Here is a 22,425-nt window from a genome sequence, read left to right on the forward strand (position 1 = left end):
GCTCTTACCCTATTTCGTGTTAGTGTGATAAGCTGTTCCCCTTCGCCATGTGATAGGCTTTCCCTATCTCGGACTACTATGGGAACTCCGTTACCTTAGTGGATATTCAGACTCTACAGTCATAGCCCTTGGGCACTCCACCTTAGGTAATCCCCATTTAGATAATTAGAAACATGGCATGTTGTGATGTCGGATGTGACGTTCGTCTTTTACTCCTTATTGGAGTTGGTCAACTAGGGATCATATACGAATACGGTATGCAACTACCCGTTCCGTCCTAGTTACGTAACGTTTCTAGCTACCTTTCGTTACGGGCGGTGGTAGAGCCCCCTCAGACTGTCCTTCAAGCAGTTTAGCCTTCATCCTTGTTCACAACTTTTCGTTTCGCCACTCAGTCGTGCTGTGGTAACTCAGCAACTTGTGACTTTCCCAACATGCTACGCTCCCCATTCGGTTTCCCTTTTGGGTAAGTTGGGCAACGATAGGCTTTAGCTATGATCTTTCCGCCTACGCCTTGCCAAAGGGCGATTTCCTAATTACCCTTATGGGCGCACTTGCATAACTCCCCGAGCTCCCGCTTTTGATACAGTTTTAGGGTTAAAGTTACTTTCTTGCTTTGCGATCGCTTTAAGCAGAGCTGGATCAACACCATATTTAGCTCCTGCTTCATGAAATACTTGGGCATATGGTACATCATTAGGAAATATTTCCTTGATTTCATTGATATAGCTCGAATCCATCTTATGGATCGCAGCAAGTACATTCCAAGGGATCTGGTATTTCCTACCTAATTCTTCATAAACTTGTTTGAGTGGAGCTGGAATTGCGTCTTGATAACCATAGAGAGGGATATCAGATGGATAACCATTTGGAGTTGAATCCAATGCTAAGAAAATAAAAGCGGTCATTAGTAATGGAATCATAATGATCACAATCAATATAAAGATTCCAAATCCCCCCAATAAAAAAAAGCCTTTCTTTCCTACAGCTGACTTTTTAGCAAATGCCATAAGCTCACCTCTCTTTCTCATTTTCCTTTTCGTTCTAAAAAGATTTACTCCTCCTCCTGTATAGTCCTCATATAATGGGTTACGGTTATATATCTTTCCGGTTCAGCCAAGATAAAAACTCCATTTCAATAAAAAAGCCGAGGAATGATTCTCCTCGGCAGTTTTCCTTTTCCACTTTACTCCCATTCAGATGCTTTTTACATGCGATCAGGTGCACTCACTCCAACTAGCTTAAGACCATTTCGTATTACTTGCTGGATAGCATCTAAAAGAGTAAGACGCGCTTCAGATAGCTCGATATCTTCTGTAATAACTCGCTCGGCATTATAGTAGCTATGAAATTGGGTTGCTAGCTCATGAAGATAGCGAATAACCCGATGTGGTGCTAGTTGTGCTGCTGCTTGTGCGATATCTCTTGGGAATTCCGCTAGTTTTTGAAGTAAGTCTAGCTCTTGCTCAAGCTGTAATTTAACTAGCTTAGTTGGTTCATTCGTCGTTTGGAGTCCTTTTTCTTTTGCTTGTCGAAAAACACTCGTAATACGAGCATGAGCATATTGAACATAATAAACAGGGTTTTCATTGGATTTAGAAATGGCTAAGTCCATATCAAAATCTAAATGAGTATCAGGGCTGCGCATTGTAAAGAAATAGCGTGCTGCATCCACTCCAACTTCATTCATTAACTCTTGCAAAGTAACCGCCTTTCCGGTACGCTTTGACATTTTGACTAGTTCTCCACCTTGATATAGCTTTACCATTTGGGAGATAACTATTTCAAGCTGATCTGAGTTATACCCTAAAGCGGCTAATGCAGACTTCATTCGGGGAATATATCCATGATGATCTGCTCCCCAGATATTAATAAGAAGCTGATGACCACGTCCAAATTTATTCCGATGATAAGCGATATCTGGAGTAAAATAAGTATACGAACCATCTTTTTTAACTAAAACACGATCTTTATCATCACCAAATTCGGTCGTCTTAAGCCATAAAGCTCCGTCTTGCTCGTAGGTATATCCTCTTTCCTGTAGCTCATTAATGGTTTCTTCAATGACGCCAGACTCATACATGGAGAGCTCACTAAACCAAACATTAAACGGAACGCGGAACCGTTCTAGGTCTGATTTAATTTTGGCAAGTAGCTTATCTCTCCCTACTTGTTTTAGATAGTTTAGACGCTGGGCTGACTCCATCTCCAACAACTTGTCACCTTGATCTTGAACAATCTCTTTAGCAATCTGAATCATCTCTTGTCCACGATATCCATCTTCAGGAAAAGAGTGCTCTTTGCCTAATAGTTCAAAATACCTTGCCTCAATAGATAGAGCCATCATCTGCATTTGATTTCCAGCATCATTAATATAGTATTCCCGTGTAACATCATAGCCAGCGGCATCGAGAATATTGCAAAGAGCATCACCCACTGCTGCTCCGCGAGCATGTCCCAGATGTAAGCTTCCAGTAGGGTTTGCACTTACAAACTCGATATTTACTTTTTTTCCTTGCCCTTCATAAGACTTTCCATACTCTTCTTTTTTCTCTCTAACTTCATCAATGATCTTAATTAAAAAAGAACGGTCTAAGAAAAAATTGATAAACCCTGGGCCTGCAATTTGAACCTCTCGAATCGAAGCTTTTCTTTGATCAAGGTTTTCTACGATAGCTGCTGCGATTTCACGCGGATTACGACGAGCTACCCGCGTTAATTTCATGGCAATATTGGTAGCCCAATCACCATGCTCCTTTTCCCGTGGTACCTCTAAATGAACTTCAGGAACATCTGATTCTGGAAGCAAATTGGCCTTTAAAATAGCTTGACGAATTTCTTCACGCAATGTTTCTTTTCTCTGTTCAAGCGAATTCATCGAACTTCCCCTCTGTCCATCGAATTGTTAATTGATAGTTTCCGAGTTTTTCTTGTCCCATTGTTAAATGAAATGAAAAACGAATAAGACCATGAAATTCATCACGCTCACGAAGATAATAGAGTGTATGAACGTCCATTTCAGTTTGACCTGCAGGTGTATGAATCATACTCGTCATTGTTTCTTGTGGACGATAAGTTTGTCTGTAAGAGATCGCTCCATGACGAATGATCGTAATCTGATCTTGAGTAGACTTTACTGCTGTGCGTGTCTCATCTGGAGTACCCTCATTTTCCTTATACCTTAATACCCATTCATCTCCACGCAAGGCAAATGTTCCGGCTAGATCCTGCTTGATCACTTCTGGTTGATCCTCTTGTTCATGATGAATAATCGATTCAATATGGATCTTAATGGGAATCAAGATAGATCAGATCCCCCTTTTTATTTCATAATTTATACAGGTATCTTACCATTTCTTTTTTTATTTCGCCAATAAATCACTTTCTTGAAGCCTAAATTATGTGTTTATTCGCTCTCTTCAATTTAGAAAGATAGCATAAAAGTTCTAAGCCGACTTTATCTCTTAGAGCCTTTTATCCCGTAAGTAGGGACATAAAGTCGACTTAGCTTGAACAGCTTCCTCAATCCTTATATCTATGATTTCAGCTATGAAATAAACATTATTTAATAAAGCCCAATAGCATTTCACGAATCAATTTTGCAGCCACGACGGCGGTTTGTTCAGTAGGATCATAAGCTGGAGCTACTTCAACAATATCTGCACCAACCACTTTGATATCCGATCGAGCTATCGCATGGATGGAGGCAAGCAACTCTTTCGTGTCAATTCCTCCCGGTTCTTGTGTACCCGTACCTGGAGCAAAAGCAGGGTCTAATGCATCAATATCAACAGTAACATAAACAGGGCGACCAGAAAGTTTTGGTAAGCATTCTTTTAAAGGCTCTAACACATCAAAAGGATGAAAATGAATACCTGCTTCTTTAGCATACGTCACTTCTTCACGTGTCATGGAACGGATGCCAAATTGGTAAACATTTGAGCCACCAATTAACTGCGAAATCTTTCGTAAGGGAGTAGCATGGGAATATTCTTCACCTTCATAATCTGTACGCAAGTCTGCATGAGCATCAATATGAATGACCGCTAGATCAGGATATCGCTTAAATACTTCCTGAACGACGGGCCAAGTCACTAAATGTTCCCCTCCCATACCTAAAGGCATCTTTTTTAAATCTAATACTTTACTTACAAATTCTCTAATGCTCGCTAAACTTCTCTCTGGATTACCAAATGCGAGCGGGATGTCCCCTGCATCATAATAAGAAATCTCCTGTAATTCCCTATCTAAATAATGGCTATATTCTTCTAAAACCAAAGAGGATTCCCGAATTCGTGCAGGTCCAAAGCGAGATCCCGGACGAAAACTTACTGTCCAGTCCATTGGCATCCCGAAAATTACCGCTTGAGCTTTATCTAAATCAGTACTCGAAGCGATAAAAACATTACCCGAGTATGCTTCATCAAAACGCATGAATTATTCCCCCTTGCCTGTTAGCAGCTCTTGAACAAATATAGGCAATTGAAACACAGAACGATGAATTCCTGGATGATAGTAACGTGTACCGAGTGGTGATATCAGCTTTTCTTCATCAACCTTTAATGGGTCATACTTTTTCGAACCAATCGTGAAACTCCATAATCCACTCGGATATGTAGGAATCGAAGCTGTATAAAGACGGGTAATCGGGAATACCTGAGAAATATCTTGAAACACTTGACGGATTAAGTCTCGATTAAACCAAGGTGATTCTGTCTGAGCTACCATGATTCCGTCCTCTTTTAGTGCCTCAGCAATTCCTTCATAAAAAGGCTTTTGAAATAAACCTATAGCAGGCCCAATTGGCTCTGTCGAATCAACTAAAATCACATCAAACTTATTCTTATTTTCAGCAATATATTGAATCCCATCTGTCACTTGAATATCTACACGTGCATCAGTTAAACTGCCTGCAATTTTTGGAAAATAATTTTGTGCGGCTTCGATGACTTTGCCATCGATTTCAGCTAGCACCGCTTTTTCCACACTAGGATAACGCAACACTTCGCGGATCGCGCCTCCATCTCCTCCACCAACCACTAATACATTCCTTGGATTCGGATGTGTATTCATGGCAATATGAGTAATCATTTCATGATAGACAAATTCATCTTGATCCGTTGTCATAACCATCCCATCTAAAACCATCATATTACCAAACTGTTCCGTCTCGATAATATCTAGCTTTTGAAATTCCGTTTGTTCATGATGTAATGTTCTTTTTATTTTACTTGTAATTCCATGGTTGGGTGTTTGTTTTTCTGTATACCATAATTCCATGCTCATTTACTTCAACTCCCTTGAACTAAGTTTGCTTTAATGTAGTTATTGCACAATTCAACCTCTTATCCTTTTTAAATAGATTTCCATAGCCTTGATTCATTATTTCTTAGAAGAGTGATCCTCCACAAATATGATTTCCTCTAAATCTTTATCTAATCTAGTTTTCTGGGTGAATCATGCAACATGCTCACTATATGAAAACCTGTTTTATAGCATAATCGATGTTTTTCTCGGATACAATCTTTTTCCATTCCAAACCGATTAAAGATTTATGTAAGGTATATTTTTCCTTTGCCCTTCAAATAATATGCTTGCCAACTGCCAAGCAATTTTTGAGTCAAAGGAGATACATACCATGGGCGATCGTTGTACCCAACCCTATTCACATTTAGAACAACTTTTGATTTGGCGATTATTGAAACGAATAAGTCAAGGATTACGTGCTCTTTTATATATACTTCTAATTGGAAGTTTAGGGATAGGGATTTTTTTGCTATATCTAAAATCGCACCCTCTTCCGTCGCCTGATCTACATTTAACTACTCAAATCTATGATGATCAAGGTCGCCTAATCAACTATGCTACACAAGGAAAACCTCATGAAACAATCCATATATCCCAAGTTCCGAAGTATGTGCTCCATGCTACATTAGCTGCTGAAGATCGTACTTTCTACCAACATTCTGGATTTTCGCTACATGGTATCATCCGGGCAGCTTGGGTTAATTTGAAATCTGGACAAATCGTTCAGGGGGCAAGTACGATTACTCAACAACTCGCTCGAAATCTTTATCTTACTCATGATCGTACATGGGCTAGAAAATTAAAGGAAGCTATATTTACCATTCAGCTCGAACTTCACTACCCCAAACATAAAATATTAGAAATGTATTTAAACCATATTTACTACGGTCACGGATCTTACGGCATTCAACAAGCGGCACAACTTTATTTTCATAAACCAACTAAACAGCTCTCCCTGGCTGAGAGTGCTTTTCTAGCAGGACTTCCCCGGGGACCCGAATATTATTCACCCTATCATCATTTTAAGCATGCTAAAAAACGGCAAGAACGTATCTTAGAGCTAATGGTCAAAAACAAAATGATTTCATCTAGCCAAGCTACACAAGCCAAAAAAGAGAAGATTAAGGTTTTCCCATCGATTCAAACCCAGTCCCACTATACAAAAGCCCATTATTTTCGAGATTATATCATCCAGACTGCCACCTCCAAATATGGTCTAGATGAAGATATGGTTAGACATGGTGGTTTGAAAATCTATACTACTCTTAGTACCGAGCTACAAACACAAGCTGAACAAGCCATTACTAAACATTTAAATGATCTTGATGATCTACAGGGGGCTTTAATTGCTGTCAACCCACATACTGGACATATTAAAGCAATGGTAGGTGGTAATGACTATCAAAAATCACCATATAATCGAGTTTTTGCACATCGTCAGCCCGGTTCTTCCTTTAAACCGATTGTCTATTTAAGCGCATTAAAAAATGGTTTTACTTCACTTACGAAAATATTTAGCCGTCCTACTTCTTTTATCTATGATGGAGGAGTATATCAACCTTCGAACTTTCATCATCAATATCTCGATCGTCCGATTACCATGCGGGAAGCCATTGCTCGTTCTGACAATATTTATGCAGTCAGCACTCTTTTTCAAGTGGGAATCGAGCAAGTCATCGACTTAGCTCGGCAACTTGGTATTCAAAGTAAACTTAATGCGACTCCTTCACTCGCTCTTGGTAGTTACACAGTCACTCCATTTGAAATGGCTCAAGTATATAGTACATTCGCTTCTGGAGGGATCTATCACCCACTTACAGGAATTTTAAAAATCACGGATGCTCAAGGGAATGTTCTGATCGAAGAACAACCCATAACTAAACGTATCATTCCTTCAGGGCATGCCTATGTACTCACTCAATTAATGACAAGTGTGTTTGAGCCTACGGGAACAGCCCATCGTGTCCGACAAATATTTAATCGTCCTGCTGCAGGTAAAACAGGATCAACAGATTGGGATAGTTGGCTCTCTGGATACACTCCTGATTTGACTACAACTGTTTGGGTTGGGTATGATCGTGGCAAAAAACTACCAACTGAAAAGACACGAATCGCTCAATATATCTGGGCTACTTTTATGAAACAAGCAACCAGCAAACAAGCTTCTCGCATTTTTCCCATTCCAGCAGATGTGAAAGGCGTTTATGTAGACCCAGAAACAGGCTATTTAGCTACACCTCGTTGTCCACATACTCATTTGGAGTACTTTGTCAAAGGGACTGAGCCTGTGATTACTTGTCCATTGCATCCTACAATAACGCCAAACACCAATGAGGAATCTTCTATATGGACTAAAATTTGGAATTGGTTTCGAAATGAATCATAGATAATCGATTCGATAAGGTCTTTCTAGAAAGACCTTATCGAATCTGGTATCACTGACAAGCTGACCTAGAATTTTAAAAGTATAAGTACAACATGATCTCTCTATTGCAAAGTAATTCACATACTAACACTCATTGCTGCCACCAATTTTCCCCTCACCATCAGCAAAAACACCATCATTATATAGAGTAATTAATCCAGCATTTGATAATTCTTGTAACACTTCAAACATGCTTTCACGCTTCTCTTCAGGGAGATTATCCACAAAACGGTTTATCTCCTTGGCTGTTACATTAGGTGTAAAATGGACTCCTCCATGGCGTGCAAAGAAATCTTTTTTCATCTAAAAAACCTCCTCTTTGCTTTAGATTGAGCTAAAGAGAAGGTTTTTATATACAAAAATTGCGGACCCATTTGGTCCGCAATTTTTGTGTCCTAGCAAAAGGTTCCGTAATCAAGATCTAGTGTACTCCTGTGAACAAAATTCGACAAGATGCTTGCACATTTGTTCACATACTATTCAATTTTTTAAAGGTTACTTTCTAGCATCCACTGATCACTTTAAAATCATTTTCATCTGTTTCATGAATGATATCGATTCATGTTACAAGCTTATTTTTACACAAATTGTTGTTTAAGTTCTTCTTTACTATTTTCCCACATTGATTCATTATGGTTGATTAATAATTGTTTTAAAGCGGACTTTTCCTTTTCTCCTAACTCTTTGAGCTTAATTTTCCGTTTTAAAGCGTCATCCATACGATTCACATGCTCCGCTAAATTTTTCCATCCGCGTCTTGCTTCTTTATTGATAATCATTGAACAAGCAGTAGCTCCTGCGTAGTAAGTACCTTGCTCATTACGATCAATGGCAATCCACACTACCCAATAAAGCTTTCCATCTTGTACCTCTTCTTTATTGGACACAAACTTAATTCCTCTTTCAACAGAACTTTTCGCATGTAATAATCCGAGATCGATCTTAGCATGTTCTCCATCAATTAAGATTGCTGATAAATTACTTAGATTTAAAGTCCCAGTATAGTAATCGCCATGTGTTGTTGATTTATTACTTAAAATATTGAATTGTGGTTTTTCTTTCATTGCCTTCAGCCTCCTTCTCTGTTCTTATTTTAGCTTACGCTTATGAGAATGTGCAAAATAGAGAGCTGAAGAATTTATATTCAACCAAAATGGATAAGATAAAGAATGGGTTACTCTTGATATCATTCATCGACTGAAGTTAAGAGTTACCCATTTCCATACAGATACTATGTTGCAGCTCTATAATGTCAGACATCCATCCTAATTCTTTCTCAGCTACTGTTTATATCAACTTGTTAATCACATGGAGCGAATGATCTCTCTAAATCAACATGCTCCTCCCTATATAATTACGCGATTTATGAGTAGGTAATATGCTCTAAATCATGTAAAAGACCTTATTTGGTTACTATTTTTTTATATTGGAGCTCTTTTATACTCTTAAAGGGAAATGTTTGATATTGCTGATCTTTTGACTGACGAATGGGTAGATGGATATGGAACGTTGTCCCACGTCCTGGTGGGCTAGTAACATGAATTTGCCCGCCATGATCTGATATAATCCGTTGGCAAATAGATAATCCCATACCAGTTCCTTCTCCTTTAGTAGTAAAGAAGGGATCAAAAATCCGTTCATAATACTCTGGGCGAATCCCCATTCCGGTATCTTTCACACGGATCACTACACGGTCTCGCATCTCACGCCAATGAATCTCGACCTTTCCTTTTTCCTCAAGAGATTCCAATCCATTTTGGACAAGGTTGATTAATACTTGTTTAATTTGTTCGGGATCTGCTTCAATCATGACTCTAGAGATAGGGGGATATAGTTTTAATTCATGTCCCATTAGAAAAGCTCTAGGTTGGAGTAGACTAAATACATCATTCATCAATTGATCTAAGTCAAAACAAGAAAATTTCGCTGGTCTTGATTCGCTTAAGTTTAAAAACTGTTTTAACAAATCATTAATTCGATCAATTTCAGGTAAAATAATCGACTCCCATTTTTTTACGGCATCTGATTCAGCGGCTGAGATCTGTACAAATCCTCGAATTGATGTAAGTGGATTTCGAATTTCATGAGCAAGTCCTGCCGCTAGCTGTCCTACAGCAGATAACTTCTCAAGGTGGCGTTGGCGCTCATCTTCTTTATAACGTAGTCGCTGCTGTTCAATAGATAACCGTTCTTCCGCTAGACGAATTAATTCAGCAGCTGAATTAGCTTCATTAGGATAAGTAGCAATTCCTAGGCAATAACTAGGTAACCCTTGCTCTTCTTTTAAATCTCTCATCATTTGATCCATCACATCCAGACATTTTCGCAGAGCTTGATGATCCCCCATCAAACCGATTGCAAATTGATCTCCATCATAGCGCGCTAACTGTACATGAGGCGGTAAACCTCTCTTTAATTGTCTAGCTAGTTTAATTAATAACTGATCTCCATAATCCATTCCGTGCTTCATATTTACCTGTTTAAAGTCCGTTAAATCCATACAGATTACATGATAAGACTGATTTTGTCCACAACGTGTCAGTGTTCGAATCATCTGTTCTTGAAATCCACCTAGATTATATAATCCGGTTAAATAGTCACGCCGATATGTTTCTTCAATCTCAGCGTGATATTCATGTAAGCTTTGCTGCGCTTCCCTCATTTTATTTAGTAAATAGACATTTTTCTTCTTCGTCTTTTTTAATTGATCAAATGAACGCCGTACCTGTAAACTCATCCAACTAATCCAAATAAAGAGGAATGTTTCGCTAATGATCCGAGCAAGATAAAAATTGTGTACATAAGTTGTAATCTGCAATAAGTGAAAAGTAGCTGTATAAATACAAGTGATATAAGTAATCCTTTCGCGATTTGTTCGAACTAGTACATTTCCTAAAACGATTAAGTAGATGGCCATCATGGGAATCATGAGTGTAAGGAGATCAACAGTAACCAGTGCGAATAGTACAGATAAAACATAGCAGTAAGGTGGGAATTTATTTACTTTTGACTGTTTCATAAAAAGGAAACTAAGTAAAATAAATGTTGCTACACAGAGTACAAACCAATATAAGTAAGGATGATTGGAGAAAAAGCTTTTTACTGAATCATATAGAATTCGTGTTTCAAATGCTTTAAAATCATCTAACACTTGGATCCCCACTCCTAACTTTTAGCGACTCAATGCTTAATATTTGAAGAGTTGGTGAGGATGTTTATTAGTAAGTCCATTCCGTTACCTTTGCTCCATCAAAATTCACTTCTCTATTCGAACAAAATACGACAAAGGGATTTCAAATTCTTGCAACAATGGCAATTGTTCACAAAATGTTTCTAAAATAAAATGATAAAAGAGGGAGTCCTACTATGGGACTCCGCTCTTAAGAAAACTTTTCAGTACTCGGAATATTATCCCAAGTAATTGACTAGATGACTAAATCCTTGTGCATTAGCTGGCTCTCTTTTTACTTCTGTTTCATCATGATGCTCTTGACTTTGAGTGGCCAGTTTATCCCAAGTTGGGTAAGATTCTTCCATCATCACATGATCACGCTTGAGTAGTGGAGTTACTTTTTGTTGTTCTTCAGCAAAATGTTGTGCATAGCCAGGCTCTACTCCTGTTCCAAAAGATGCTTGTCCGATGTGACGAGGTGGATACATAGGTTGATCATTAAGCAAAGTGTGAATCACCGTCTCCTTCAGAATATTTTTAATTTCTTCACTACGATATCCACTTTCTAAGCTCTTAATCCACTGATAAACCGGTCCATCCTCTGGTGTAAAGGTGACATTTCTTTGTGTAGGTACATACTCACTTCTCAATTGGATTTGTTCTTTGAGTGTCCGTGCATCGCAGATCGATTGAAGCGGGAAATAATTGTTTCTTAGATAAGATTGAATACAATACTTCACCAACATTGGGAATTGACCTTTCGGAAGAATTTCATACCAATAGCGTACTAACCGATCCTTTTTACCGAGATATACTCCAACTGTAATTGAAGACATATTTTACACCTCTTTTTTTATTGGAAAATTTTAAAATCCTTTAATTAATGTTAATGGTAGCAGTATACAATTAAATACGTCAACAGGAGGTTTTGTCGAATAAGCTCGTATATTTCCGAAAACGAAAAAAACATGCATAAAGCATGTTAGATTTATTTTTACCCAGTACAATCTATGCTAAAATTTATGGGGAATGGATAAATTTATTTTTATCAAATAATCTTTTTGTGATTTTTTACAATCTGATTATACATAATCGGATTTACCAATTTACTAAACATTTTGAACCTAGGTCTTGTATTTACCTCAAATATCCAAATATGATTTTGTTTGTCAATTCCTACATCAATTCCTAATTCTTTTAATCCGTTAAACCTATGGTTTAATATTTTAGCAACATTTTTTGAAAGATAATACAGTTCATAAAAGAGTTCACTCATTTTTTTTTCATTATTTCTTGTTATATATCGCAAAACTCGTGACACTTCACATGGCCTAGAACCTTTACAATAGTTCGTAACGATCTGACCCGGAGAAGCTATTTTAGCCACCATTCCAGTTAGTTCCCACTTCTCATCCGGTTTTTGTAAGAAAATACGCAGATCGAAGGGTCTATCTTTTATGGTTGCCAAAGAAATTCCTTGTTGAATAATGTACCTTTTTAATGGTGATAATTTTCGATCAATAGCCTTAATCAATTGCTTTTTCCCTACAACATATCGACAATGATATGGACTACAGTACTCATAGATTTCATCTTGAATTTGCCGAATACGAATAATCCCTTCCCCTCCACCTCCTTTATCTGGTTTGATATAAACAGATGTATATTTCTCTAACATGGAGAGAAGTGTTTCTTGATGATACCATCCTGATTCTGGAATATAAGGTTTCACAGAGTCATGTTTTAGTAAAACCATGGTTTTCAATGCTTTACTGGCTATTTGTTGATACCTTCTAATTCGCATCTTCACTCCTCCTTACCTTCCATATCCTATTCATTTGTATTCAAGTTAGCTCTTCATACATTCTGCCCATTTTTTCACAATGACGAACTCAAAGATTTGCAATAAAGTAATGATAGTGAACTAAAAGCAGATGATAAAATAAAAAGTGGAATAACTAGAGAGCTTTCCTTTCAAAAAACGGTTAAATCATCAACCTGATCTTAGTTTTAAGCTGCTCAAATTTCAGACAAAAAGTTTAGCTCAGACTCACAATCTGCTATTCTAAAGAGTACAAGCAAACAACAGGAATTATCACTTTGCCTTCATCGCAACTTCAAATCATATATAAAAACTATTTAGGGGGGTTTTAAGTCGATGGGAGCACATATTTTAGTCGTGGAAGATGAGAAGCCAATTGCAGATATTATCAAGTTCAACTTAGAAAAAGAAGGATATACGGTTTCTTGCGTTCATAATGGAGATGAAGCGATTCAAACAGCTCTTTTAGATCCACCGGATCTAATTGTTTTAGATTTGATGTTACCAGGAGCAGATGGAATCGAAGTTTGTCGACAAATTCGACAACATCATCAGTTACCTATTATCATTCTTTCTGCAAAGGATTCCGAAGTAGATAAAGTTTTGGGGTTGGAAATTGGGGCTGATGACTATGTAACCAAGCCCTTTAGCAATCGTGAATTACTTGCTCGGATTAAAGCCAACTTACGCCGTTCAAATAAAAGTCAGCCCTCTTCTTCAGGAGAAAAGGAGAGTAATCTGTTTATTATCGGAGATCTAACGATTGACCCGCATAGTTTTGTAGTCCAAAAAAGAAATAAAGCGATTGATTTAACTCATCGCGAATTTGAACTATTATTGTATCTTAGCAAACATATTAACCAAGTTGTTACTCGTGAACATCTATTACAATCAGTATGGGGATATGACTATTTTGGAGATGTTCGAACAGTAGATGTAACCATTCATCGATTGCGTGAAAAAATCGAAGATGATCCTAGCGCACCAAAATATATTATCACACGTCGTGGAATTGGCTACACGATGCGAGATCCTAATGCATAAGCGGTGATAGAATGAAAAATTGGACTCATTATGTAAGCCGGCTACAATGGAAACTTGTAGTCATCTTTCTTCTATTATTTGTCGCATCGGTTCAACTAATCGGTGTCTACATCATCCGAACACTCGAACAGCAGTATATCACCGATTTTCTAATCGATCTAAAAACACAGGCACAGATGACCGAGATTCCCTTAAAAACAGTGCTAGAAAACCAGCATACTCAAAATACAACGGAACAAAACAATGAAATTCATAATCTTCTTCGTAAACTTCGCATTGATCGTGATATGCAAGTTCAAGTGCTAAACGAAAATGGAATTGTCTTAAGTACAACATCTCCTGATAAAGAAGAGATTATAGGAAGAAAAAATGAATACTTCATCCGCTCTGAAAATCAAACCACTTCCAAAATTCGACGTGATCCAATCAAAGGTATCGATTATCAAATATATATACGGCCTATCAAAAATAATAATGGAGATCTAATAGGTAGTATCTATATTGAAGCTTCTTTACAGCCTGTTTATGAAAAAATCTCTTCCTTTACAAAAAAGCTGATTCTTATCGGTGGTATCACTTTGGTTTCATCCGCTTTTTTAATCATCCTTTTAGCACGTACCATTACTTCACCTTTGGAGGAAATTACGAAAAAAACAACCGAAATGGCAACAGGTAACTTTGCAACCAAAGTGAAGGTTTATAGTAAAGACGAAATCGGGATACTTGCTACCGCATTTAATAATTTATCCTCCGATTTACAAAAGGCCCTGAGCCAAAAGGAAGAGGAAAAAGAGAAATTGGAATCTGTCTTAGCAAATATGAGTGATGGCGTGTTAGCAACTGATCGAAATGGATATATTATCGTCAAAAATCTCTGGGCTGAGAAAATCTTAAATCGCTCTGTTCATATTGGCGATTCATTGGAAAACGTATTAGCTTTATCTAACCCAATTTCTCTACCACTGGAAAGTAAGCGTCAAACTTTTCTGGAGCTTAATAGCGAAGATCTCGAGGAACAAACCATTGTCAAAATTACTTTTACCCCCATTAAGCCACAAGGGCAAACAGAAATGGTAGGCTTGATCGCTATCTTACAAGATGTCACCGAAGAAGAGAAGTTAGATCGTCAACGAAAAGACTTTGTTGCGAATGTTTCCCATGAACTACGCACTCCACTTACCACCATTAAAAGTTATTTGGAGGCACTTGAAGATGGAGCTATTGGGGAGCCAGAGCTCGCAATGCGTTTTTTAAAGGTTACACGTCAAGAAGCTGATCGAATGACTCGACTTATCCATGATTTATTACAGCTTTCTCGTTTAGATGCAAAGCAAGCTCGTTTCAATAAAAAGGCCATTAATTTAACTAATATGCTCGAAGATGTTGTGGATCGCTTTTCATTTCAGTGCAAACAGAAAAACATCCAAATCTCTTTACACGCGGGGAGATATTTACCCCATGTCTATGCAGACCGTGATAAAATAGATCAAGTATTAGATAACCTAGTATCCAATGCTGTGAAGTATACACCTGACGGTGGAAAGATTTCGGTCTATGCCAAACACCGCGCTAACGGCATGATTGAAGTGGCCATTCAAGATACAGGCATCGGTATTCCAAAAAAAGATCTAGGGCGCATTTTTGAACGCTTTTACCGTGTAGATAAAGCACGTTCACGTAATATGGGGGGAACTGGATTGGGACTAGCTATCGCACAAGAAATCGTTCGTGCTCATGATGGAGAGATATGGATTGAAAGTGAATACCAAAATGGAACGACGATCTCCTTTACATTACCCCCTTGTGAACCGGAGGTTATTGGATGAATGGAAGATGGATAGAAAATATCAAGACGGGTAGTCTTGTTGTTCTTGTTTTGCTTAGCTTTATTTTAACCGGAAGCTTATGGTACATGACACCATCCTATGAGGAAAAAAAACCTAACTATCAGATACTCCACTATATCGGAGAAAAAAAATATAATCAGAAACAGACATATCAGCTAACAGCCCCTCCTTTTTTATTACTTCATCAAGGTGGGAATCATTTTCAACTAACGATGAATCACACAGACTATGATAGCTGGCTTAAAATCTTATCCGAAGGCAAAACGAGTAATTATGAAAACAAAACTCCTACAGCGAGTGACTGGAATTATCTCTTTAAACAGTCAAACGGTATTGAGCTTCATTTTTTTCGAGACCTATCCTTGGATTTGCTTGCTTCTTTTCTCCATATCGATACACAAGAACAGATCGTTCTGGAGAATTTGGGTAAAGTGAGTCGTATTTGGTTATTTCCTGATTCTCAAAAGAAACTAGTCAATATTTGGTTTATCTCAGATAGTAGATCAGAAGTTGTCCAAGCTAATACAGATATTTCTGTTCTTCAATTTGAAAAGCAGTTTAAGCAGTCAGATCTTGCTGGTCTCGACACCTTTGAGCCCATACCTGTTAATAAAAAAGCCCCCTGGGAGGCAGCCAATGATAAAGTCCCATTTTCACGGGTAATCTATCTACCAAACGAACCATTACCAGTCAAAAGATATATTTATAAACCTACCTCGATTCATATTAACGATATGAAGCAGTTTTTATTTCCGGTAGATATTATTACTCCAGATGAGCTAACAACTGGGCAATTCATTTATGCTTATGAAGGACGTACTTTAACTTATTACCCCAAACAAGAAAAGATGATCTATAACGGTCCTATGCCTGAGAGAGCAGATTTAGAGAGTGACATACTCAAAGATATTGATCAAGTAAATAAATTTATGTCAAGTCATCAAGGTTGGACAGGCCACTATCTGTTAGACACGTTTAATGACCAAGAAGCTACCAACTTCTATACATTTCGGCTTATACACCATGGCTATCCTGTTTACTGGCAAACAGAAAGCCCTCAAACTAAGCCTCAACAATATTTGGATACCATACAATTTCAAATCGAAAAGCGAGAAAATAAATATCAACGCTATATGCAATTTCTCCCTGATCAGCCAACTAGTACGAAAGACCAAACTTTACCCAATAGCAAAAGTTTGCTTACTGCCTTAACGGATAGGAAAATCGATTTGGATAAGATTAACCGAATTTATCCAGGATATCGAGCAAATGGGGTGACAGTAAGTGCAAAAGAAAAGCAAGTCGTACTCGAGCCAGTGTGGATCGTATCCATGTTAGATGGTAAACAGCACTTTATCGCTTCTCCATAATACGGGGAGGGTGAAAAAATGGATTGGCATCGTGCAAAAACAATCTTAATTATCGCTTTTATTTTTTTAGATCTATTTCTGGGTTTTCAGCTATATACCACCATGCAAGCTAAATCTCAGTATATGAATAAAAATGAACAAATGCCAGAGCAAGCTTTTCAAACTCAGCTAAGGCAAAAACAGATCAAACTAGGTAAACCCTTACCCTCTGATCCAGCGCAAATTAACGTTTTTAAAGCAAAAGTATCCAATCTACCAAGTTGGCAAAAAGGGGAACGCGGAAGCTATGTTAAAACATATTCTAAGCCCATTTATGTCAAAGACGAGAGCAGCTTAAATAAGCTGCTCAGTACAATCGTTCCCCATTTTAGTGATTATCGTTACTCGAAAAGTGATTCAAAACCAAATGAGCGCGTCTATCTGCAAACAAAAGAAGATCTTCAGATTTTTAACGGACGTCTTGTCGTTCAACTCGAGAAAAATAAGCTAAAAGCTATTGAGTTATCCCATTATACCTTCACGCAATCTTTGGATGAGTTGCCCATCAATTCTGCGCAATCATCGTTGCTCTCTCTAATTGAAAGTGAAAAAATATCTAAGAAGATCATTCATGAAGTTTCACTGGGTTACTGGGCATACCCTACAGCTGAAGAGGAAACGATTTTACCTGTTTGGCGGATTTATATTGGTGACACTTATTATCTTGTACCTGCTAACAAAGCCTCAAGTCAAAACATAGAGAAAATAAAAAAATAAGGATAGAAGGAAAGAGGTTAGATGAAATTTAGTGTTCTCGCAAGTGGAAGCTCTGGAAACTCAATTTATATTGAATCGAACCGAATACGCATTTTGATTGATGCAGGGATTAGTGGAAAACAAATGGAGCAGCGTTTGAAACAGATTGGAGTGGATCTTTCCACTCTATCTGCAATTTTTGTCACACATGAGCATATTGATCATGTAAAGGGGTTAGGTGTACTAGCAAGACGTTATCAAATCCCTGTATATATGAACGAAGCAACTTGGTCACAGCTTCCAAGCAGTGTTGGTGAAATACCCATCTCTTTACAAAATATCGTAGCGAGTAGCAGTATGATCGATCTGGAGGATATACATATTGAATCCATTCCTATTTCGCATGATGCTGTAGAGCCTGTTGGATATCACATCTATACCGAGGATGAGTCGATAGCCGTGGTTACAGATCTAGGTTATGTCAATCAGCACATTATTAAAAAAGTATCTGGAGCAGATACATTGATTTGGGAAAGCAATCATGATGTAGAAATGTTAAGAGTAGGGTCATATCCTTGGAATATCAAACGAAGAATCCTTGGTGATATGGGGCATCTCTCTAATGAAGACTCTGGTACTGCTCTGGTAGACATTCTTCATGGAAAAGGAGAACAGGTTTATCTTGCTCATCTTAGTAAAGACAATAATCTAGCAGAGCTCGCTCATCTCACTGTCAAAGATATTTTAGAAGATGCAGGTTTAGACGTAGGAAAAGAAGTATATTTAAAGGAGACCTATGCTGATCGCCCTACTCCTTTACAAGCTGTAAAAAGAAACGCACTGATTAAAGCTTAATAGTCCTTTTAATCAACAAGAATGTAAGCCAATGATTCTCATGTTAAATATCTGCGCTCTTTTAATAGAGTAGGTAGATATGGCTGCATTCTTTTTCATTTTAAGGCTAATCCTTCTTCATGTAATCGATGTTGCTTGAAGAACAGCATGTTGCATCATTCGATTGAAAATCCAGAACATACTTAGAGGAAATCGCGAATCATTTTTGTGTAGGATCAACTTTTGGCCAAACCTTTAGCGGGATTGAGCGGGGAAACGATGAACGGATGGATTAGAGGGCAACCTCTAAGAAGCAAATATAAAAGAAAGACATCATAAAGAAACTGGATCTAAGACTTTAGGAAAAAGAGGCAAATGTCACGTTTTTATGAAACAGCTTCCTAATTTTTCATAGTGATGATCGTCTTTAGTATAATATTCATAAATATATCAAATACTGTAGCCGATAAACCTCAGAAAGGAGGTAATCCTGTTGTTTCTAACATAGGCACTTGTTATATCTTCCATTACCCACCATATATACACAGCAGTTATGTCTCTTTTTGTCTATGTTTTAATAACAGGAGACCACAAACATATGGGTTTTTATGATAATCGAAGTCAAAGAACCTCTCCACTTTTAATTGCAGTGATTTCAGCAATTATTGGCGGACTGATCGTATTACTGTTTACTCCCTTGCTTATTCAAAGTGGCGTTATCAAACTTCCTACAACGAATCAAGTTAGCAAGGCACCTGGTCCTACTCAAGTAACTACTGTTAAAGTAAATACAGATATTACTAAAGCTGTAGATAAAGTTCGCCCCGCTGTTGTTGGAGTTGAAAGTATTCGCAAGGCAGATGGTTTCTTTTCAGAAGAAGAGCGTGAATCCGGATCAGGAATTATTTTTGAAAAAAGAAATGGCAAAGCGCTGGTGGTCACGAATCATCATGTCATCGAAAATAGTCGAAATGTAAGGATCGTCATTTCTACCAATAACAATACACCCAAAGTAGTTCCAGCCAAAATCTTGGGTAAAGACAAAGTAACCGATTTAGCTGTATTAGAAATTAATGATAAATATGTGACAACCGTTGCTGAATTTGGTAACTCCGATGTCCTTAAAGCTGGTGAGCCAGCAATTGCGATAGGAAACCCATTAGGTTTAACCTTCTCTCAATCGGTAACAGTAGGTGTGATCAGTTCACCTAAACGTACTTTCCAAGCAAATGAATATATTTCAACAGATGTCATACAAACAGATGCAGCGATCAATCCTGGTAATAGTGGTGGTGCTCTGATTAATACAGCAGGTCAAGTTATAGGTATTAATACACTAAAAATTGCTGAACGAGGAGTAGAAGGGCTGGGCTTTGCAATTCCAATCAACCATGCTCGTCCGATTATTAATAACCTAATTAAGAGTGGTCGTGTACCTCGTCCTTATATTGGTGTCTCCTTCTTAGGTAACTTATATCAATTATCAGATGGAGAACGTGACTTATTAAAGTTACCTGCCAGTGTAACTGGGGGAGTAATCGTAGAATCAACCGAGCTTGCTTCCCCAGCAGCAAAGGCTGGCTTAAAACGCCTCGATGTCATCACATCGATTAATGGTAAATCCATCAATTCTGTCGTTGACTTAAGAACCTATCTATATAATAAAACAACCATTGGCTCTACAGTTCGTTTAACAGTATATCGGGACGGAAAAAAGCAATCTGTAGAATTAGAATTACAAGAAGCACCTCCTAATTTAGCTGGATAATATGATATAAACGATACATAAAGCATTTAGTGCAAATTTTAGCCCAGAATCCTTTTTATTGGGATCCTGGGTTATTTTATCGATCATTTGGTGAAGGAGGAATATACTTTGATTTGGTATGCTTGTGAAGAACATCTTGATTATATTATGGATGACATTATCGATACTTACATGGTTGCTCCAATCCTAGAGTCTTATCAACCTATTCGTCCATCGGAAAAAAAGGCATGTAAGTGGTGTGGACAATCTTCTGAGTATCAACTTACATTTGAGCTAGAATCATCATAAAAGAGGGAAAAACGTGCGTATCCAAGTGATTACTGTAGGAAAACTAAAAGAGAAGTTTTTGCGTCTTGCCTGTGATGAGTATCTAAAGCGATTATCTTCTTATGCCAAAGTAGAGATACTGGAAATTGCCGAAGAAAAGGCCACAGATACTCCATCTTTAGGGGAAATCAAATGGATCTTACAAAAGGAAGGGGAACGAATTCAAAAAGCGATTCGTTCAGATACATATCTTATCTCCTTAGCTATTGAAGGTAAATCCCTTTCATCTCCTGCTTTTGCAAAGAAATTAAACGAGCTGGCTACTTATGGGCAAAGTCACCTTACCTTTCTCATTGGCGGATCTTATGGGCTTGACCCATCGCTATCAAAGCAGTCAGACTTACTCTTATCCTTTTCAGCGATGACCTTTCCCCACCAGCTCATCCGTGTGTTTCTACTGGAACAAATTTACCGTTCTTTTAAGATTAATCGTGGTGAGACTTATCATAAGTGAAGGAGGAAAGGCATTTTCTGGCCTAGCAAATGATTCCAACAAACAATTCAAGTCATTTTCCTCTCTTTCTCCCATATAGTTTGATTAGAGTGTATCTCATGTAGGGGGAAAGAGGATTATGCAATTTTATTATGGTGAGCAAATGCCGTTGCGGGTTTTAGATGAAGCTGAGTTTTGGAAACAGCAAGAGGAAGAACACACTGTTGTTATTAGAGAGGCCTTCAAAAATTTGGAAGAGAAATATGTGAATGCATTAAAAGAGTGGGAACAAGCCTTGTCAAAAACACATCAAAAAGTGGTTAGTTATGTGGAAACAGTAAATCGCAGTCAATATGTCTATGCCGAACTTAAAAATCATGTGATTCAGCTTGTGACATTCTGCTTAGAGGAGAGTATGCAATTTATTGAATTATGTCGCCAGATTAAAACTCATAGTTCAGTGGTTAAGAACAACCCGATAGCTAAAACAATTCTCGACCATATCATCAGGGAATCAGAATACTTTATTGGTATTGCACGTACCATTTTATACAACAATCCAGATAGATGACCCTATGCTTATAAATTGGTTTCTCTACCTGCAAGGTCGTGCTACGCCCAATATAAATAAATCCGCCTTTCTAGTTAGTGTGGCGGATTTTTCTATATATTGATCTCGATTGATAATTTCCAAATCAAAATAGCTGGGTCGCATTCACAATTTAATAGCTAACCATGAGTAATAGGAATAAATCCTCCATCAACAGCATTTTCTATCATGGACATCCATAGTTCATAATATCCAACCACACTTGATCCAGCAAATACATTTTCTCTTCATGCTCTTCATCTTCTTCTTTTCTCTGGTAACTATTCATTCGATACTATAATATATGAATGGAAAGCAGAAGAAGGGGCGTTATAAAAATGAATTTAGCAGAATTACAGAAATGGGTTGACGAAACTTATCAAAAACGGGGCTGGAAAGAGTTGGGTCCCTATATTCGTGTTGGATTTCTCATGGAAGAAGTGGGGGAAGTTGCTCGTGCTGTCCGAGCGATTGAAATCGGTCGAGATCGCCCTGATGAAGTGACACCATCTGATCAAGAGTTACACCAAGAGTTAATTGGGGAGTTAGGCGATGTATTAGCCAACATTGCACTTCTAGCCAATATCTATGATCTCTCCCTCGATGAAGTGGTAGAATCCCATAAACAAAAATTACAAGAAAGATACCAAGCCAACCACAACTGCTGATTGACTCTAGTTAAATACCGAAAGCATATTTGAAATAGGTTTTTAAATAAGTAATATGCTATAGTTAAATTAAGTAGTGTCTCA

The 22,425-nt window shown here is 37.8% G+C and carries 21 protein-coding genes; 11 read left to right on the plus strand and 10 right to left on the minus strand.

Translation table 11 applies throughout. From position 1 onward, the window contains the following. Positions 1-542: 542 nt before the first annotated feature. From DL897_RS19075 to speE, 5 genes are all read right to left on the minus strand, one after another. Positions 543-1,010 carry a transglycosylase SLT domain-containing protein gene (locus DL897_RS19075; protein ID WP_206186521.1) on the minus strand — a complete coding sequence of 156 codons (468 nt, stop codon included), beginning with the start codon at positions 1,008-1,010 and terminating at the stop codon, positions 543-545. A 197-nt stretch (positions 1,011-1,207) separates the two neighbouring features. Next, complete coding sequence (argS, locus tag DL897_RS11810; RefSeq protein ID WP_113659353.1) at positions 1,208-2,878, minus strand: arginine--tRNA ligase; 1,671 nt, start codon at positions 2,876-2,878, stop codon at positions 1,208-1,210. After that, positions 2,865-3,302 carry a YwiB family protein gene (locus DL897_RS11815; protein ID WP_168188776.1) on the minus strand — a complete coding sequence of 146 codons (438 nt, stop codon included), beginning with the start codon at positions 3,300-3,302 and terminating at the stop codon, positions 2,865-2,867. Before DL897_RS11815 ends, argS begins: the two co-directional genes overlap by 14 nt. Positions 3,303-3,561: 259 nt before the next feature. Continuing rightward, positions 3,562-4,434: an agmatinase gene (gene speB / locus DL897_RS11820; RefSeq protein ID WP_113659355.1), complete on the minus strand. Its 873-nt coding sequence runs from the start codon at positions 4,432-4,434 to the stop codon at positions 3,562-3,564. A gap of 3 nt (positions 4,435-4,437) precedes the next feature. Then, on the minus strand, positions 4,438-5,280 hold the full coding sequence (speE, locus tag DL897_RS11825) for a polyamine aminopropyltransferase (RefSeq protein WP_113659452.1): 843 nt from the start codon (positions 5,278-5,280) through the stop codon (positions 4,438-4,440). Positions 5,281-5,638: 358 nt separating this feature from the next. Between speE and DL897_RS11830 the strand changes: the two genes are divergently transcribed. Further along, the gene (locus DL897_RS11830; RefSeq protein WP_168188777.1) at positions 5,639-7,693 is read left to right on the plus strand and encodes a transglycosylase domain-containing protein; all 2,055 of its coding nucleotides are present in this window, start codon (positions 5,639-5,641) and stop codon (positions 7,691-7,693) included. Between the two features lie 123 nt (positions 7,694-7,816). Here DL897_RS11830 and DL897_RS11835 read toward each other — a convergent pair whose 3' ends face one another. The 5 genes from DL897_RS11835 to DL897_RS11855 form a co-directional block, all read right to left on the minus strand. Then, positions 7,817-8,035 carry a hypothetical protein gene (locus tag DL897_RS11835; RefSeq protein WP_113659357.1) on the minus strand — a complete coding sequence of 73 codons (219 nt, stop codon included), beginning with the start codon at positions 8,033-8,035 and terminating at the stop codon, positions 7,817-7,819. Positions 8,036-8,310: 275 nt separating this feature from the next. Then, on the minus strand, positions 8,311-8,796 hold the full coding sequence (locus DL897_RS11840) for a YwhD family protein (RefSeq protein WP_113659358.1): 486 nt from the start codon (positions 8,794-8,796) through the stop codon (positions 8,311-8,313). Between the two features lie 338 nt (positions 8,797-9,134). Continuing rightward, on the minus strand, positions 9,135-10,883 hold the full coding sequence (locus DL897_RS11845; protein WP_113659359.1) for an ATP-binding protein: 1,749 nt from the start codon (positions 10,881-10,883) through the stop codon (positions 9,135-9,137). Positions 10,884-11,140: 257 nt separating this feature from the next. After that, positions 11,141-11,740, minus strand: coding sequence for a hypothetical protein (locus DL897_RS11850; RefSeq protein WP_113659360.1), 600 nt, complete (start codon positions 11,738-11,740; stop codon positions 11,141-11,143). Between the two features lie 212 nt (positions 11,741-11,952). Continuing rightward, positions 11,953-12,708 carry a YheC/YheD family protein gene (locus tag DL897_RS11855; protein ID WP_113659361.1) on the minus strand — a complete coding sequence of 252 codons (756 nt, stop codon included), beginning with the start codon at positions 12,706-12,708 and terminating at the stop codon, positions 11,953-11,955. A 354-nt stretch (positions 12,709-13,062) separates the two neighbouring features. On the opposite strand from DL897_RS11855, the gene yycF reads away from it, so the two are divergent. The 10 genes from yycF (at position 13,063) to DL897_RS11905 (ending at position 22,341) form a co-directional block, all read left to right on the plus strand. After that, on the plus strand, positions 13,063-13,770 hold the full coding sequence (gene yycF / locus DL897_RS11860) for a response regulator YycF (protein WP_113659362.1): 708 nt from the start codon (positions 13,063-13,065) through the stop codon (positions 13,768-13,770). A gap of 11 nt (positions 13,771-13,781) precedes the next feature. Beyond that, positions 13,782-15,596: an ATP-binding protein gene (locus tag DL897_RS11865; RefSeq protein WP_113659363.1), complete on the plus strand. Its 1,815-nt coding sequence runs from the start codon at positions 13,782-13,784 to the stop codon at positions 15,594-15,596. After that, a complete protein-coding gene (yycH, locus tag DL897_RS11870) occupies positions 15,593-16,987 on the plus strand; it encodes a two-component system activity regulator YycH (protein ID WP_113659364.1) in 1,395 nt (464 codons plus the stop codon). Before DL897_RS11865 ends, yycH begins: the two co-directional genes overlap by 4 nt. A gap of 18 nt (positions 16,988-17,005) precedes the next feature. Next, positions 17,006-17,743, plus strand: coding sequence for a two-component system regulatory protein YycI (gene yycI, locus DL897_RS11875; protein WP_113659365.1), 738 nt, complete (start codon positions 17,006-17,008; stop codon positions 17,741-17,743). A 21-nt stretch (positions 17,744-17,764) separates the two neighbouring features. Continuing rightward, positions 17,765-18,577, plus strand: a complete 813-nt coding sequence (locus DL897_RS11880) for an MBL fold metallo-hydrolase (protein ID WP_113659366.1) — start codon at positions 17,765-17,767, stop codon at positions 18,575-18,577. Positions 18,578-19,154: 577 nt separating this feature from the next. Then, positions 19,155-20,324: a S1C family serine protease gene (locus DL897_RS11885; protein ID WP_113659367.1), complete on the plus strand. Its 1,170-nt coding sequence runs from the start codon at positions 19,155-19,157 to the stop codon at positions 20,322-20,324. Positions 20,325-20,432: 108 nt separating this feature from the next. Beyond that, complete coding sequence (locus DL897_RS11890) at positions 20,433-20,612, plus strand: CxxH/CxxC protein (RefSeq protein WP_113659368.1); 180 nt, start codon at positions 20,433-20,435, stop codon at positions 20,610-20,612. A gap of 13 nt (positions 20,613-20,625) precedes the next feature. Then, positions 20,626-21,105 carry a 23S rRNA (pseudouridine(1915)-N(3))-methyltransferase RlmH gene (gene rlmH / locus DL897_RS11895; protein WP_113659369.1) on the plus strand — a complete coding sequence of 160 codons (480 nt, stop codon included), beginning with the start codon at positions 20,626-20,628 and terminating at the stop codon, positions 21,103-21,105. Positions 21,106-21,223: 118 nt separating this feature from the next. Beyond that, positions 21,224-21,655, plus strand: coding sequence for a DUF2935 domain-containing protein (locus tag DL897_RS11900; protein WP_113659370.1), 432 nt, complete (start codon positions 21,224-21,226; stop codon positions 21,653-21,655). 356 nt (positions 21,656-22,011) lie between these two features. Beyond that, entirely contained in the window at positions 22,012-22,341 is a 330-nt protein-coding gene (locus DL897_RS11905) for a MazG nucleotide pyrophosphohydrolase domain-containing protein (RefSeq protein ID WP_113659371.1), read from the plus strand. Positions 22,342-22,425 lie beyond the last annotated feature (84 nt).

This window comes from Thermoflavimicrobium daqui (assembly GCF_003313465.1).
Taxonomy (GTDB): Bacteria; Bacillota; Bacilli; order Thermoactinomycetales; family Thermoactinomycetaceae; genus Thermoflavimicrobium; species Thermoflavimicrobium daqui.